Raw genomic sequence first — 15,559 nt, 5'->3', positions numbered from 1 at the left:
CAAGGTAATGCCTGCCTCGACGGCATCGACGGTCATGCCGTCGCCTGCGGTCAGCCGGCTGTCGGTGACCTCCACACCGTTACCGGCATCCAGGTCCATCTGGCCATCGGTGGCGGCCAGGGAGCTTTCCTCGATGATGGTCAGATCACCGGCGGTGGTGTTGGCGGTCACGTCACCGCTGGCGGTGCCACTGGACGCGCTGTCCAGTTGAATGCCAGTGGCAGCGTTAAGCGTTAAATTGCCGGCAGCGGCGTTCAGCTGGGTGTTGTCGGTAATCAGGATATCGCCGCTGACGGAGGTGATGCCCAGATCCACGTTCTCCGGAGGCGCCGAAACCCCAAGAGGAGCAATAGGCAGGAACGCGCCGCTGGTCACCGTGGTACTCATCAGTGAGATCGGGCCACCGGCATTAAGATCCGCGAAACCACCAGCACGCATTTCAGTGCCTGCCTGGGCGATAATGGCGCCGCCTGTATCCACGTCCAGGTTGCCGCCGCTACTCAGGTACTGAGAATTGACAGTGAGGGCGCCACCGGCGCCCATGGTCAGGTCGCCGACCGCATCCAGGTCGGCGTTCAGGGTCTGATCACCGAGGCTGTCGAGGCGCATATCGCCCTCGCCGGCCTGGGTGACGTCTTCGTTGTAGACGATGGCACCATCGGCCGCGGTCAGGTGCAGGTCGCCGCTGGCATCCAGGCCACTGAGACCGGGCTGGCCCAGGTTAGGGGTCACGCCACCCACGGTCAGGTCGCGGTTCTGATTACGCAGGTAGAGGCCACCGAGGCCGGCATCCGCTTCGAGGGCGCCGGTTTCGATCAGCAGAGACTGGTCGGCGCCGCCGATGCCGGCACCGGCGCGCAGCGCCAACTGATCAGCGTTCAGTTCTGGGGTGTCATCCGCTTCGTTGAGCGCCTCGATGGCGCCGTCGGCTACCAGGGTGATGTTGGCGTCCTCGCCGTCGGTGCGCACTTCGCCGAGGCTCAGATTGCCGCCATCACTGCTGAGGGTGACGTTGCCGATGGTGGTGATGACCTTCTCCACGTCCAGATCGTCCTGGTCGTGCAGGTTGATTTCGCCTTTGGCGTTGGCGGTGACCACGTCCACGGCGGTGTCGAGGCCACGTACTTCGTTGGTACCGGTGGCACCGATGCTGCCACCGGCGGTCAGCTCGAGACGCTTGCCGGTGATAGCCGTCTCATTATCCTGGTCATCATCAATGCGACCATCCGCGTCCAGCCGAATGGCGGCGCTCTCTCCACCAGCAGCCAGCTCCATGAGGGTCAGGTCACCGCCGGCATCCACATCGATATCGCCGTTGCCGGATTTCAGGTCGACCAGCGTCAGGTCGTCGCCCTCGCGCAGCAGAATATCGCCGGCGCTGCTAGTCCCTTCGACCACTCGGTCTGCCAGGGTATCCAGCTCCACCTGGCCGTCGGCCCGGAAGAAGAGATCGCCGGCGGTGACGTTCCGAGCCACGCCGTTGTCGTCGATGATGGCGCCGCCCTGGGCGATCAGGTAAGTCTCGCTGTCCGTGCCCACATCGGTATCAACGATCTGGGTTTTCAGCCGCAGGTCGCCCTGGTTCATTAGCCCCATGTCACCGGCGGCGGTAAGGCCGCTGAGGCCGTCGACGGTGCCCAGGACCAGTTCGTCGCCGCCGTTGCCGTTGATCACGAAGGCATCACCGGTACCGGCATCGATGGCGATTTCATCGGTCTCGGTGTAGAGGGGAACCTCCGAGCCGGCGACGCCATCCTCGGCGCGCACGGCCACGGCCGGCGCTTTCAGCATGCCCTCAGGCACCCAACCGTCGTCGACCCAGGTGCCGCCGGTGCCGAGCACGGCGCCACCGGCATCCAGGGAAATCAGCGAGGGGCTGATCACGTTACCCACCACGCTGATATTGCCGACCACATCAGCCACTCGGATCTCGCCATCGGACTCGATGTTGCCGAGGCCGAGATTTCCGGTGGAGTTCAGATAGACGCCGCTGTTCAGGGCCCGCCCGCTGGTAGTGCCCATGTCCAGACGATTGGCCTGAATGCCCAGCGGATTGTCGGCGGACATGGCGATGTCCTGATCTTGGTCGTAAGCGGCGATGGCCTGGGCGCGTAATGCCTGGCTTGCATCGCGCGCCACGGTAGCCTTGAACACCGATTGATCAGCCATATCGCGAGACACCTGTGTGGTGTTTCGCATGGTGGTCCAGCTTGCCACATTGGTAAGCGCGTCTTGGTAGTATCCCTTGGCTACATCCAGATCGTTCATCGCTTCATTCAACTCGTCCGCCAGGGGCGAGAAGGTGTTGCGGTCGTATTCGTCCACTGCCAGCTGAGCAGCGGATAGCACCAGGCTCAGGCCCTGAAAGGTACCATCGGCGCCGCCGTCGCCACTGAACGGAATCGCCTGCGCACCACCTGCCACCATGGCCATGGCATCCACCGCCAGCTGAGCGGCCGACACCACACGATTAAGCGAGTTCAGTTTTTTCTCAGCGGCACTCAACTGACCGCTGAGCCGGTCCACGGTGCGCTGAGCGCTTTTAAGATTCTGTTGCGAAATATTTTTGTTAACGATCGCCGAGTTGAGCACGGCGACGTAGGCTTCAAGCTGCTGCTGAAGGGTCTTCAGCTGCAGTATCTTGGCGCTCAGCTCTGCTGCCCGACCGGCGTAGTCGGCAATGGCGGTTTCGCGAGCGATTCCCGCGTCGCGCTCACTCGGAGTATTGCCGATCAGGGTCACATGGTCGCCGCGCACGTTCTGGTCGGCGCCATTACCGTCCAGGATCACACCGTCCCGGGCGATCACGTAGACGTCGCCGGTACCGCCGGTATCGAGCATGCCCAGGGTCACGTTGCGGTCTGCATCCAGGGTAATGTCACCGCCCTCAGTGACGAGATTGCCGGCGATGATGCTCCCGTTGTAACCCTCGTTGCTGGTGTCTGCGCGGGCAGTCAAAGTGATGCTGCCACCACCGGGCAGGCTGATGGTGTCGTCCTGGTTAAGAAACACAATGTTTCCGTTGGTGGCGGTGAGCACCAGCTTGCCGCCATCCATGACCAGAGTGCCGCCATTGTTGTCCAGCACGGTGATCGCGGCAGCGACGATGGTGACGCCACTGGCTCCTTTCCCGACCAGACTGTTTGCTTCCACTTCCACTGTGCCAGGGCTGGCAGCATTAACGTTACCGTTGCCACCGCTGACGGACATCTGGTCCACGTCCAGCACCATGGGGCCGGTATTACCGATGCCCTGCTGGGCACGCATGTCCACCTTGCGGGCCACCACATTGGCCTCGCTGGCGCCGTCAGGACGGGCGTCGTTGATGGCGCCGTCGCTGCTGGTCAGGGTGACGTTGCCGCCGGCGGCGGTGACGGTGCCCAGATTCATGTTGCCGGCGGTATCGATGTCCACGTCGCCGCCGGCGGCACGAGCAGTGACCAGGCTCAGGGCACCGTTGTTACGATTGCGCAGGTAGATGCCACCGTTGCTGGCGTTGACCACCAGTTCGTCGACGCGGATCTCCAAGGCATCCACGGTGCCGTCGGCGGCGCCCACCTGCTGAGCTTGCAGGTTCAGGTCACCGGCGACGATGTTGTCGCTGTCGCCGTTACCGTCGCTTACCCGGCCGGTGGCATAGAAGGTAACACTGCCGCCGCTGGCCAGCCGGCCGAGCACGGTATCACCGGCCTGGCTGAAGTCAATGTCGCCACCAGCTTCACCCTCGAGCAGGCTCAAGGCGCCCACGTTGGTCACATAAATATCGCCGTCGGACAGCATCGACAGCGTGCCGGTGGTAGCGGTGGACAGCGCCTGGTCAGCGGCGCCGATGCGAGCCGCATCTAGCTCCACGTCACCCCCGATGACAGAGGTGCTGTCGCCGTCACCGTTCAGGCCCCCTTCGGCGATGAGGCGGACCTGTCCATCGCCTGAGACTTGCCCCAGCGACAGATCGCCCCGGTGGCTAACCGAGACACGTCGATTGGCGCCACCGGCCGTCGCATTCAGGAGCAGGGTGCCCTCGCCCCGATTATCCAGGACGATGTCGCCGTCGGCGGTGGTAGCCGCGATGGTGTTTGCGTCCGTGGCCAACTCGATGTCATCACCGGCGTTCAAGGTCAAGTCGTCAGCGGCGAACACACCGCCGTCATCGCCGATGCGGCCACTGGCGCTCAGGTTCACCTGATGACCGGACAAGTCGGCGCCTTCCACGATCAGATTGCCGGCGCCATTCTGAAAGGTCAGATCCAGGCCGTCGCCACGTTGCACTGCCAGATGATCGTTGACGCGATTAAAGGTAATGTTGCCGTTATCGTCAGTGACCGCGACGTTGCCATCCAGTGTGCTGACATCGAGGCTGGACAACACGCCACTGTTGTCCACATAAGTGCCCGCCAGGCTGGTGTCGGTGGACGTGGTCAGGCTGCCGATCCTGGTATAAAGCCCCTGTGCGGCGGTGCCAATGGCGCCATCGGCATGCAGAGACAGATGATCGCCGCGAACGTTGATCGGTGTGTGGCCGTCGGCAAGGATGTTGCCATCCTGGCTGACTACAGTCACATCGCCGTTCTCGGCTTCCACCAGACCCAGAGCTACATCTCCCAGGTTGGCCTCCAGTTGCACTTCGGCGTTCTCACCCAGCGAACGAATATCATCGGCGGTCAGGCCGTTGTCCTCGAACAGATAGATGCCGTCGCCACCGGACCGGGCGCGGATGGCGTTGCTCTGAGTTTTCAGGGCGCTGCTGCTCTGACCAATTCGGCCGGCGGCATCCAGATGAATAAATCGCCCAGTGATGATCGCGGTGTCGCCGTTCTTGTAGAGGCCGCCTTGCCGGGACACGATCGACAGTTCATCCGGGGCAGACACCTGGTCGCCGATCAGGATATTGTCGTCGGCGCTGATCATGATGTCGTGGCTGCCCACGGCGCCGGTACTCAGCGTTATGCTACCGTCGGCCCCACTGATACCGGTGGAAGATACGGTCTTCCCGGCCAGGCTGACGCGCTCGCCCGCCACCACCTTGCCGAGCATCAGCTCGCCATCCTGTTCATCTACATGAATGCCTCCGTTCTGGGTTGCCGCGGACAGCACGTCCACGGCGGTGGTCACCGCCTGGCCGTTCTCGCCGATGGCGCCATCCGCTTTCAGATTGGTGGCCCAGGCTTCCACGTTGGGCTCGGTGCCGTGGCTGCCGCGCAGGTTGCCGTCCTCGGCGGTGATCAAGGCTCGTAGCCCGGCTTCAGCGCTGTTATCGCCGGTAGTAACACGATCCAGGGTCAGGTCACCGCTAGTATCGCTAACCACAATGTGGCCACCCTGAGTGCTGGCGCTCAAGGTGTTGGCATCGAAGCGCAACGGATCGTTTTCGCCGCCCACGGAAGCGCCGTCGACGGTGGTGTAGAGGCTCAGGTGATCGGCCCGAGCATCGCCGCCGCTATTGCCGGCGCCGTCAATGGAGCCAGCGGCGGTCACGGAAAGATCACCATTCACCTCGACTTTATCCAGCGTTACCCCGCCACTGGAATTAGTCACCTTGATGGTGCCGTGCACGTTGCCACTGGTACTCAGGATGTCGTCCTGGAAGTCGACGGTGCCGGAGCTAGAATCGCTTTCCAGTGCAATCTGGCCAGGACTGCCATCGGAGTTGACGTCCAGTTCCAGTGTACCGGCCTGGTTATCCACGCTGGAACCACTCAGCGTCAGGCTGGTGGCAGCCTTGATCTCGCCGCTGTTGACCACAGATGACAGCACCGCATCTTTCTCGCTGCCGGACAGCAGCACATGGCCGGCTTCGATCGTGCCGCCGGGGCCATTGCTGATACTGCCCTCGGCACCGCTCAGGTCGGCGTCGGTGACAGAAAAAGTCACCAGTCCGTTGCCGGTGAGGTCGATGTCGTAGGAGCCATCACTGGCCAGAGCCACACGCCCCACGTTGGCAATGATGTGGCCGGTGTTCTCCACGTTCGGCGCAATCAGGTACACGAAGCCGCCATCGCCGACCTCGATCTTTCCCTGGTTGGTGATCGAGGCACCGTTCATCAACTCGCCGCTGAAGTTGAACTTGCCGTTCATGAAGTCCTGATCGGCAATATCGAAGGTCGTGGCCAGCAGACCGGCCACGTCCACCGTGGCATCTTTACCGAACAGGATGCCGTTGGGGTTGATCAGGAAGATGTTGCCGTTGGCGGTGAGCGCTCCCTTGACCTGGGAAACGGTGTCGCCCGTCACCCGGTTGAGAGTGATGTCGTTGCTGTTCCCGTGAATGAACTTGACCACTTCATCAGCATCGATACTGAAATCATCCCAGTTGATCACCGCCTTGCCGGTAACCTGCTCAATCAGCGTCTGCAAGCCAGCCTGCGTAATGGTGGCTGTGCCGGCCACTACGCTACCGCCGCTGGGACCAGCATGAACTGCACCGCTCAAACCGAAGGCTGAAACGGCCACCGCCACTGAAACATTACGCTTATTTTTCGCCGACATTCTGTGTTGCTCCGTGAAATCGTCGTGGCGGACCCGCAGCCCGCTCCTCGGTCAGAAGTTGTATTGCGCTTGAGCGTAGAGGTAACTGCTGTCTTCGGTCCTGGTGCCTAACGGAATGCCCCAGTCCACACGCAGCTGAACGGATTCGACTGGGTTGGCGAGAAGTCCCAGGCTGGCTCCGGAAAGGTCCTGCTCATCATCCTGATCCAGGAAAGGACTCTTGATGTAAGTGCGGCCGTGTCCGAGGGAGCCGATCAACTGATAGCGCTGATCATCGGCAAGGAGGTCATAACGACCTTCGAGGCTGACAGTAATGCCGCTGTCGCCGGAATAGACTGAAGGTGGATGGCCCTTCACGGAATTCAGACCACCCACGGCGAACTGCTCACTGGATACCAGAGAGTCGAACGCAAACTGCCCGTACAGGCGTGGTACGGCCAGAATGCGCGGTGTTATGCGCTGAATACGCATCAGGTCGGCGGTAATTTTGGTGAACTGGTTATCGGCACCGGAAGCAGAACGACTCGACTTGACGGAATCGTTATCCATGCCACCCAGCGCCTCCCCCAGCCCCTGGTGGACATCCACGGAAAACAGGGTGCGGCCGGAAAGATCGGAATGATCCCATGCCGCGCCGAGACGCACTTTACGTATCTGATCATGTACCACTGTAGTATCAAGCATGGACTGCTTGAGGTCGGTGCCTTCCAGCCAGGCACTGTAGGTAAGCACATCACGCGGTGAAATCACTTGGTCCTGATGCAGACCTAGGCCGAGACTGGTACTGTCGCCCTCTATTTCCAGCACCTTGAATTCTCGCCCAACGCTGACGTTACCGGTGGAGCCATAGAGTTCCAGGCTGGTCCCCTCGGCATTCAGCGGGGTCATGTAATCCACATAACCGAACCAGGCATCCCCGTCCCCCAACGCCTTCATACCGATCAGGTCCAGCTGATCTCCTCGGCCGGAGAGGTTCTGGAATTTCAGGCTCGGTATTACGCGGTGCTCGCCGGTGTTCTTGCTGCCATAGTTATTCACCGCCAGGGAACCGGCCACTCGCGGTGCTTCCTCCACATCGACCACCAGGTCGGTATAGCCCTGTTCGGACCCGGGGCGCAGCGTCGCGCTGGCCGTAATGCCTGACTGCCGGTTGAGTCGGGTGAGCGCGCGCTCCACTTCCTGCAACTTTATCGGTTCATCGATTTTCACGCCGGGCTCGTCCAGAGCAGCCCGGACGCGGTCGCTGGCATAGCGCTGGTTGCCACTCACATCGATGTTACCCAGTCGCCCCTCCAGCACGACCAGCTTCACTGGTCGATCACTACCAAAGGTCTGCTGCGGCACGATGACCTTCACCAGTGGGTAGCCGTTGCGGTGATAGAACTCGGCGATATGTGCCGCCGTCTCGCGGATCTGCTTGAGAGTCATCGGCTTACCAAGCTCTGATGCGATAAGCCCCAGCAGCGTACTGCTATCGTAGGTATGGTTTCCCTCAATGTTGAAGCCGGTAACCACCACTTGGCGGGGAGACGGTTGGGAACTCTGCTGAGCCTCCGCCACCGTCGTTGCACTGAGAGCCAGTGCTCCACCGCAGCACAGCACCACAGCCAATGCCGTGTTACGCGCACAAATTGCTTTGCTCTTCATATGATTCCTAAACATTACTTATCGGTGCACTGGGCACCCAGCGAGTGACTCGGCGCACATGGCAAAGGATGGGCAAACTAATGCTCCAGATGGTAACAGGTAGTAAAAACCAACCAGCCTCCGATTACAATGTTAAGTAGTTCTGGTATTCAACGAAAGCATGATGCATGCAGAAAAAAGGCTGAGAAACCTAGTCATAGACCCCGCCCTCATCACAGCAGGCCGGCCGGCTAAATTTACATTAAAAACTTATAAATCAGATATTTGCTGGCCATTCTTGCATGAACCATGCATGCCGCCTCCCAGTCGAATGACCGCGCTCCACGCGGCCAGCATCTCTTGCCAACATGAACCACGGCAGAGCTACGCTTACACCCGGCAGCAGTGCTCCACCATCTCAGCCAGCCAGAGAGTGCAATGCTCCCAGCAAAGTATTTTATTAATTTAATTAAGAAGTTACTTGATGAAGCGCTTAACAGTTCGTTCCTGTCGATGGAGCCGTCAGACTGACCAGGTCATCACTACAGCGGTAACGACATGTTCATTTCACGTAGCTTGCTTGATTCCAGCCGGGGCGACGAGATGCGTCGACGCGCCCTCCATGCCATTCTAGGGCTTTTCCAGCCGCCGGACCCTTTCCATGTCGCTTGCCATCAGCCTGATTGCCCCCTCCTCGGTCACCGACGACGCCGCCATCGCACGCGGCATTCGTGGGCTGGAGTCGCTGGGTGTCAGGGTGCGCTGCCCCGAACCGCTGCAGCGGCCCTGTCGCTACCTGGCCGGTTCCCGCGAGTGGCGGCTGGCCCAGCTACATGCCGCCTATGACGACCCCGAGACCCAGGCCGTGTGGGCGATCCGCGGTGGCTACGGCGCCGCACAACTCCTCGACGGCATCGACTGGGATCGGCTGGCCGCCAACCCCAAGCCCCTGGTGGGCTACTCCGATGTCACCGTGCTGCTCGACCACTGGCACCGCCACGGCCTGCCGGCGATCCACGGCCCGGTGGTCAAGGCCGCGAGCGGCCTGCTCGAGGCCGAACACACGGCCGACGACGGGAAGACCGAAAGCGAGGCTGCCAGCGAGGCCGCAAACGAGGCAGGACACGAAGAGCGCCGGGTAGTGCATCAGCAGTTCGCCGAGACCCTGGCGCTGATTCAGGGGACGACGGCCCTCGACTACCCAGTTGCCGCCTGGCGCGAGGCCCCCGCCACACTCTGCGGCCCTCTCGTCGGCGGCAACCTCACCACCCTGGCAAGCCTCTCGGGCACGCCCGCCGCCTTCCAGGCACCGCCCGGGGCGCTGGTGATCCTCGAGGATGTGGGGGAGCCCTGGTATCGCCTGGAGCGGGCCCTGTGGCAGCTGGTGCATGGCGGCGCCCTGGACCGGGCCGCCGCCGTCTGCCTGGGTACCTTCGAGGACTGCCCGCCCTGGGGCGATGAATGCCTCGAGGCGATCCTCGCCGCGACCCTGGCGCCATTGGGCATCCCGCTCTATCACGGCCTGCCGGTGGGCCATGGAGTGCACAACCGCCCTTGGCGCTACGGCGCCAGCGGGCAGATCCACCAGGGGCGTCTCAGCGTGGCTAGCTGACCGGCAGGCGGCGTGCACCAGTGTCTTCTATCTACAACAGGGCCTTTATATAAGATTGTCGCGATCATGCGGGCATTGGCGCCCATCGTCGGGATTCCTTGCCTCACACATCGCGGGCGAGTATTATTTGTGCGCCGCAGCGAGAAGCTCTCCTTGCGCTGCACCCGACCGTGCTGACTCACGTGGTATCGTGAAAAAGCACACGTGCCCAGCGAGAACCGTGAGGAAACACCGATGGGAACCCGAACGCGCCTGATGCTGACCTGCTGCCTGGCAGGCCTGCTGGCCCTCGGCACTGCTGCCAACGTCAATGCTCATGACACCAGCGCCGAGACTCAGCAGGGATACGCCTCCTTCTATGCCGACAAGTTCCAGGGCCGCACCACGGCCAGCGGCGTGCCGTTTGACCAGAACCGGCTCACCGCCGCCCATCGCCACCTGCCCTTCGGCACCGAGGTGGTGGTAGAGCGCCCGGATACCGGCCAGGAGGTCACGGTCGTGATCAACGATCGCGGCCCCTTCGTAAGGGGCCGCATCATCGATCTCTCCAAGCGTGCCGCCAGGAAGCTGGGCCTTATCAACCGCGGCGTGGCCCCGGTGATCATCACCCAGGTCAACTGATTCCCGCCATGGCGGCCGGCATGCCCGTCCCGCTCGCCAGCTGAATCGCGATGGCGGCCATCATCACGCCGATGGCTCCGTCGATGGCCCGCCACGCCACCGGCCGTTTCAGCCAGGGCGCCAGCGCCGCCCCTCCCCAGGCCAGCAGGCTGAACCACAGGATCGATGCCGACCCCGCCCCGGCCAGGAAGCCGGCGGTGCTGCTTTGCTGCGCCCCCACCGCCGGAATCAGCAGCAGGGTATCCAGGTAGACCTGGGGGTTGAGCAGGGTCACCGCCAGGGTGGCCAGGATCACCCGGCGACGCCCCGGCGGCGCCTGGGCCTCGCCATCCAGCCCCTGGCGCCCGCTGACGGCACGCCACAGGGCCTGGGCAGCCAGCCAGCCAAGAAACAGCACCCCGGCCCAGCGCATCACCTCCATCGCCTGGGGCACCGCCAGCAGCAGCGCGCTGATGCCGAGCATGCCGGCACTCAGCAGCAAGAGATCACTGGTCATGCACAGCCCGGCCGACCACCAGTGGTGCTGACGACGCACCGCCAGCCCCAGCACATAGGCATTCTGGGCGCCGATCGCCATGATGATCCCGCCGCTAACCACCAGCCCGGTCAGATAGCTCTCCAGCATCTCCCTGCTCCCATGTCGTTATCGATGGCGGCCAGCCTAGCCGATGCCAGCCATACGCAAAAATCATCCTGTTAATGTCGCATCAGCTCTGCTTATGATGACCCAAATATTGGTCGGATATATGAAATGCTGGATTACAAGCTGCTGGAGGCCCTGGCGGCCGTGGTGGAGTGTGGCGGCTTCGAGCGCGCCGGCGAGGCGCTGGGGCTCTCGCAATCGGCGATCTCCCAGCGCATCCGCACCCTGGAGATACGCCTGGGGCAGCCCGTGCTGGTGCGCACCCCGACGCTGGCCCCCACGCCGGTGGGGCGCCAGCTGCTCAACCATGCCCGGCGCGTTCAGCTGCTCGAGCGCGACCTGAGCCGGGCGTTGCCGACCCTGGAGAGCGAGGCCCCCCGCCTGCGCATCGCGGTGAACGCCGACAGCCTGGCCACCTGGTGGGCCGAGGCCGTCGGAGTCCTGTGTCGGGAGGAGGGGGTCGTCCTCGACCTGGTGGTGGAGGATCAGGAGGTCGGCCTGCGCCGCCTGCGCGACGGCGATGTGGCCGCCTGCCTGTGTGCCAGCCCACAGCCCATCGCCGGGGCCCGCGCCCTGCCCCTGGGCCGGATGAGCTATCTGCCGCTGGCCACGCCCGCCTATCGCGAGCGCCATTTTTCGGCGGGCCCTGCCGCCGAGGCCTTTCGCCAGGCGCCGGCCATCGTCTTCGGCCCCAACGACCAGCTCCAGCACCGCTTTCTGGCCCAGTGCGGCTACCACGGCCCCTTTCCCTACCACCTCTGCCCCGCTTCGGAGGGCTTCGTCAGGCTGGCCCTGGCCGGCATGGGCTACGGCATGATCCCGCGCATGCAGGTGGAGAGACGGCTGGCGGCCGGCGAGCTGGTCAGCATCGCCCCGGGGCAGGCGCTGGAGGTGCCGCTCTACTGGCACAGCTGGCGCCATAGCGGCCAGCTGATCGAGCGGCTGAGCGAGGCGCTGGGCGCGGTCACTCTGGTGTGATTCAGGCGGGGTTTTCCTGGCCTGACTCTCTCAGGCCGGATTTCCCTTGTAGTAGGGGCGCTCGATCGCACGATGCAGTGCCGCCAGCGAAAAGGCGCGCACGAACTCGTCGAACGGGCGACCATCGAACCACAGCCGAATCACCGGCAGGCTGAACACCTGGCGCTGGGCACACACCGACTGCCCCTCGCCCTGGCAATCCACATAGACGCCCCGCATGGCGGGAAACGACTCGGCCAGCATCGCCTCGATGCGCGGCTTGATCGCCTGACACACCCCACAGGCCGGGCCGCCATAGAGCACCAGTAGCGCCGGAGACTCCGCCTCCAGCGCCGCCAGCTCCTCCAGGGAGGAGACAGGGCGCAGCGCACTCGGCTCGCCCTTCTCACTCGGCTTACTCGTCTTGCTCGACTTACTCATCATCACCGTCGGCGAGCTTGTCCTGGGTGCGAGTGGCGAAGTCCTCGGCCGCGTGACGCTCATGGAGCTGCATCTCCGGCTCGCCGAAGGTGCGGTTGACCATGCGGCCACGCTGCACCGCCGGGCGCTCGTCGATCTCCCGGGCCCAGCGCACCACATGGGTATACTCCTGCACCTGCAGGAACTCGCCGGCATCATAGAGCCGCCCCAGCACCAGCTGGCCATACCAGGGCCAGGTGGCCATGTCGGCGATGGTGTAGGTGTCGCCGGCCAGGTAACGGTTCTCGGCCAGGTGGCGATCCAGCACATCGAGCTGGCGCTTGGTCTCCATGGCGTAGCGGTCGATGGGGTACTCGAGCTTCTCCGGCGCATAGGCGTAGAAGTGCCCGAAGCCGCCGCCCAGGAAGGGGGCGCTGCCCATCTGCCAGAACAGCCAGTTCAGGGTCTCGGTACGCGCGACGTGATCGCTCGGCAGAAACTCACCGAACTTCTCCGCCAGGTAGAGCAGGATGGAGCCGGATTCAAACACCCGGGTGGGCGGCGTGGTGGAGTGATCCATCAGCGCCGGGATCTTTGAGTTGGGATTCGCCTCGACGAAGCCACTGCCGAACTGGTCGCCATCGCCGATGCGGATCAGCCAGGCGTCGTACTCGGCGTCTCGATGCCCCAGCGCCAGCAGCTCCTCGAACATCACCGTGACCTTGACCCCGTTGGGAGTGGCCAGGGAGTAGAGCTGGAAGGGGTGCTCGCCTACCGGCAGCGCCTTCTCGTGGGTCGCCCCGGCGACCGGGCGGTTGGTGCTGGCGAAGGCGCCTCCGCTGGCTCGTTCCCACTTCCACACCTTGGGCGGCACGTACTGATTCTGTTCGCTCATGCTGACTCCTGGTTGCGAAGCCGCGCCGGTCATCGGCGACGGCGTGTGAGGCTCCGACAAACGATAGCGGGTTAAGGTTTCGAATTCGAGCCGGCGGGCTGGCCAGCCACCATGAATCACGCATAAGCGTGGTGGCAACCGCTTACAAGCGTGGTAGGAAAAGACCGACAACGTGCCGAAGGCGCTTGGCTAAGGTGAAAGCATCACTGCGGGTCAGGGAATCACTCCCGGGAGGGCCCCATGCGCCCCATCGCGTCACCATCGGCCGGCCTGCGCTCGCACCACGGCTTTACCCTGATCGAGCTGATCGTGGCCATCGCCGTGCTCGCCATCATGGTCACCTGGGCGGTGCCAAGCTTCCAGCAGTTTACCGCCCGCAACGAGGTTGCCGCCGAGGTGATGCGCCTCAAGAGTGCGCTGGCGATGACCCGCAGCGCGGCCATTACCCGCCGCGGCACCGTTACGCTATGCCCGAGTGTGGATATGAGCCAGTGTGCGATCAGCAACAACGCCGATGGCAAGGCGTGGCTGGCGACCCTGGCCATTTTCGAAGGCCGCGGCGAGCCCGGCGACACCCTGCTGCGCACGCTTGGCGAGAGCCGGCTGCCCGCCCTCACCTATCGCAATGATAATCGTCCGGTGCGCTACAGCGCCCTGGGCAGGGCCGGCGGCTACTTTGGGTCGTTTCGGCTCTGTGGCCGCCGGGACGAGGGTGCCAAGGTCATCGTCAATATCATGGGGCGCGTGCGAGTGGATTCGAAGCGGCCCGAGTGTTGAGCGGGTGGCGAACCTGGTAACCAAAACGCTCTGTCTAGGCTACTGAACGATGAAAGCATCGTGGCTGTCAGTTATTGCCACCAATGTTCAATACCTGTGATTTCAGCGTCGTTATCATTACCAGAAGTGATAGAGTCAGACGCTCCTTTCACCGAATTTGCATTGTAACTCCCATTTCCTCCTCTAATATCCACTTCCGGGGTCACATACTGACAACCACCTTCATCACAAGTGTAAGGCACATGTAGAATCGCACCATCAAATTTCGTCTGCCCCCCACCGGTAATCCTAAACTGATTACCAAATACGACCATAACCCCCGAAAAGTCAGAATTATTCGGAGCAGAAAAGTCGTCCCCCTCGATGACGACCACCCCACCCGAAGCCCCGGTAATATCCTCCTTCTTTACACTACCAGCCTCAAAGAAACTTACCGGCGCATCCTCTCTTGATTGAGAAATCTCATACAGTGCATCTCTAAACTCCTTAACCTCGTCAGCACTAGAGAATAAATCTGGATTGACAAACAATTTATCCTGCCAATCTAACGCTTGTTTGTTATTTGAACTAGTGAAAATAGCGTCCTCCACTATATTTATTAACTCATTATCAATTTCATCAATCACATCAGTAACAGTCTTTTTATACCCTACATCTTTGTAATCAAGGTCTGCGGCAACGGGGAGACCATAGGCCACCCCTTCACCCGCCAAACCAAAAGAAATTATATTATGGTCATCATAAAAAAAATAATCCTCCGCAGCCCCGTCAACCTTTACCCAGCAAGCTCCTCCGGTTTTATTCTTCATGCAAGAAGAGGAGTTACTATCAACAAAACTCTCAAAATTTTCCCAACTGCTAGCTGCATCATCAACTTCAGCGGCTGTTTTTACCACGTATTTACTTACATAACCAAAACTAGGGCTACTCCCATATATATCATCAAAAACTAGTGACGCGAGACTTTCCGCATTCATTTGCGCTTCGGACTGCGCCCTATAATTACCTGCCAATCGTTCATCGATCTGTGATGACTGCATGCTGCTCAGGCCGACCATTAGTGACACGGTTAGCAGCGAAAGAACAACTATTAGCGCTGCACCTTTTTGGTTTTTCATAACAAATTACCGCCCAAATCGACAAGGAATTATTGCCCGCAAGAAATACCAAAAGACTCGTACCTTACTTTTTCCTTACCTTTTTCTTTGTATCCAATGGATACGACTGCATCTGAACCATTTGGCGCCCAACTGACAATACATTCATACGTATAACTATTACCCTGACCTGACTTAGCACATCCCCCCTTACCTTCTTCTAACACCAACTCCAACGAATCATGCTTTCCAATTTTATTTCCAAAAGCTTGATCGTAACAAATTAATGGTTCAGATCCTCCACCAGCATTACCCTCACCGGTCTCACCCTCACCGGTCTCACCCTCACCGGTCTCACCCTCACCGGTCTCACCATCACCGGTCTCACCATCACCGGTCTCACCATCACCGGTCTCACCATCACC

Annotated in this window: 11 protein-coding genes; 4 read left to right on the top strand and 7 right to left on the bottom strand. The window is 61.5% G+C overall.

Going from position 1 to position 15,559, the window contains the following annotated elements:
* On the bottom strand, window positions 1-6,486 hold a 6,486-nt coding region (locus E0702_RS15495), incomplete at its 3' end, for a two-partner secretion domain-containing protein (RefSeq protein ID WP_132045468.1).
* A 51-nt stretch (window positions 6,487-6,537) separates the two neighbouring features.
* Window positions 6,538-8,133, bottom strand: coding sequence for a ShlB/FhaC/HecB family hemolysin secretion/activation protein (locus E0702_RS15490; RefSeq protein WP_132045466.1), 1,596 nt, complete (start codon window positions 8,131-8,133; stop codon window positions 6,538-6,540).
* A gap of 640 nt (window positions 8,134-8,773) precedes the next feature.
* On the opposite strand from E0702_RS15490, the gene E0702_RS15485 reads away from it, so the two are divergent.
* A complete protein-coding gene (locus tag E0702_RS15485; RefSeq protein ID WP_132045464.1) occupies window positions 8,774-9,724 on the top strand; it encodes a S66 peptidase family protein in 951 nt (316 codons plus the stop codon).
* 234 nt (window positions 9,725-9,958) lie between these two features.
* Window positions 9,959-10,345, top strand: a complete 387-nt coding sequence (locus E0702_RS15480; protein WP_132045462.1) for a septal ring lytic transglycosylase RlpA family protein — start codon at window positions 9,959-9,961, stop codon at window positions 10,343-10,345.
* On the opposite strand, the gene E0702_RS15475 is transcribed toward E0702_RS15480, so the two are convergent.
* Window positions 10,338-10,970, bottom strand: a complete 633-nt coding sequence (locus E0702_RS15475; RefSeq protein WP_132045460.1) for a LysE/ArgO family amino acid transporter — start codon at window positions 10,968-10,970, stop codon at window positions 10,338-10,340. The genes E0702_RS15480 and E0702_RS15475 overlap by 8 nt on opposite strands.
* Window positions 10,971-11,096: 126 nt before the next feature.
* Between E0702_RS15475 and E0702_RS15470 the strand changes: the two genes are divergently transcribed.
* Window positions 11,097-11,966 carry a LysR family transcriptional regulator ArgP gene (locus E0702_RS15470; RefSeq protein WP_132045458.1) on the top strand — a complete coding sequence of 290 codons (870 nt, stop codon included), beginning with the start codon at window positions 11,097-11,099 and terminating at the stop codon, window positions 11,964-11,966.
* A gap of 30 nt (window positions 11,967-11,996) precedes the next feature.
* On the opposite strand, the gene E0702_RS15465 is transcribed toward E0702_RS15470, so the two are convergent.
* Both E0702_RS15465 and yghU read right to left on the bottom strand, forming a co-directional pair.
* The gene (locus tag E0702_RS15465) at window positions 11,997-12,389 is read right to left on the bottom strand and encodes a thioredoxin family protein (protein WP_240721786.1); all 393 of its coding nucleotides are present in this window, start codon (window positions 12,387-12,389) and stop codon (window positions 11,997-11,999) included.
* Entirely contained in the window at window positions 12,379-13,260 is an 882-nt protein-coding gene (gene yghU / locus E0702_RS15460; protein WP_132045456.1) for a glutathione-dependent disulfide-bond oxidoreductase, read from the bottom strand. Before yghU ends, E0702_RS15465 begins: the two co-directional genes overlap by 11 nt.
* A gap of 240 nt (window positions 13,261-13,500) precedes the next feature.
* Between yghU and E0702_RS15455 the strand changes: the two genes are divergently transcribed.
* Entirely contained in the window at window positions 13,501-14,037 is a 537-nt protein-coding gene (locus E0702_RS15455; RefSeq protein WP_132045454.1) for a GspH/FimT family pseudopilin, read from the top strand.
* A gap of 71 nt (window positions 14,038-14,108) precedes the next feature.
* On the opposite strand, the gene E0702_RS15450 is transcribed toward E0702_RS15455, so the two are convergent.
* Window positions 14,109-15,155, bottom strand: a complete 1,047-nt coding sequence (locus tag E0702_RS15450; RefSeq protein ID WP_132045451.1) for a pilus assembly PilX family protein — start codon at window positions 15,153-15,155, stop codon at window positions 14,109-14,111.
* Window positions 15,156-15,184: 29 nt separating this feature from the next.
* Window positions 15,185-15,559 (bottom strand): hypothetical protein (locus E0702_RS19075; protein WP_205741945.1); only part of this gene is annotated, 375 nt, incomplete at its 5' end.

Origin of the sequence: Halomonas marinisediminis (assembly GCF_004347715.1) — a bacterium.
Lineage (GTDB): Bacteria > Pseudomonadota > Gammaproteobacteria > Pseudomonadales > Halomonadaceae > Halomonas > Halomonas icarae.
This window is presented reverse-complemented; position numbering and strand designations above follow the sequence as displayed.

What these genes read in the sequence shown, in the direction of transcription:
- E0702_RS15485 (WP_132045464.1), top strand. Translation starts at nt 8,774, where the DNA reads ATGTCGCTTGCCATCAGCCTGATTGCCCCCTCCTCGGTCACCGACGAC.
- yghU (WP_132045456.1), bottom strand. Translation starts at nt 13,260, where the DNA reads ATGAGCGAACAGAATCAGTACGTGCCGCCCAAGGTGTGGAAGTGGGAA.
- E0702_RS15450 (WP_132045451.1), bottom strand. Translation starts at nt 15,155, where the DNA reads ATGAAAAACCAAAAAGGTGCAGCGCTAATAGTTGTTCTTTCGCTGCTA.
- E0702_RS15455 (WP_132045454.1), top strand. Translation starts at nt 13,501, where the DNA reads ATGCGCCCCATCGCGTCACCATCGGCCGGCCTGCGCTCGCACCACGGC.
- E0702_RS15470 (WP_132045458.1), top strand. Translation starts at nt 11,097, where the DNA reads ATGCTGGATTACAAGCTGCTGGAGGCCCTGGCGGCCGTGGTGGAGTGT.
- E0702_RS15490 (WP_132045466.1), bottom strand. Translation starts at nt 8,133, where the DNA reads ATGAAGAGCAAAGCAATTTGTGCGCGTAACACGGCATTGGCTGTGGTG.
- E0702_RS15475 (WP_132045460.1), bottom strand. Translation starts at nt 10,970, where the DNA reads ATGCTGGAGAGCTATCTGACCGGGCTGGTGGTTAGCGGCGGGATCATC.
- E0702_RS15480 (WP_132045462.1), top strand. Translation starts at nt 9,959, where the DNA reads ATGGGAACCCGAACGCGCCTGATGCTGACCTGCTGCCTGGCAGGCCTG.
- E0702_RS15465 (WP_240721786.1), bottom strand. Translation starts at nt 12,389, where the DNA reads ATGATGAGTAAGTCGAGCAAGACGAGTAAGCCGAGTGAGAAGGGCGAG.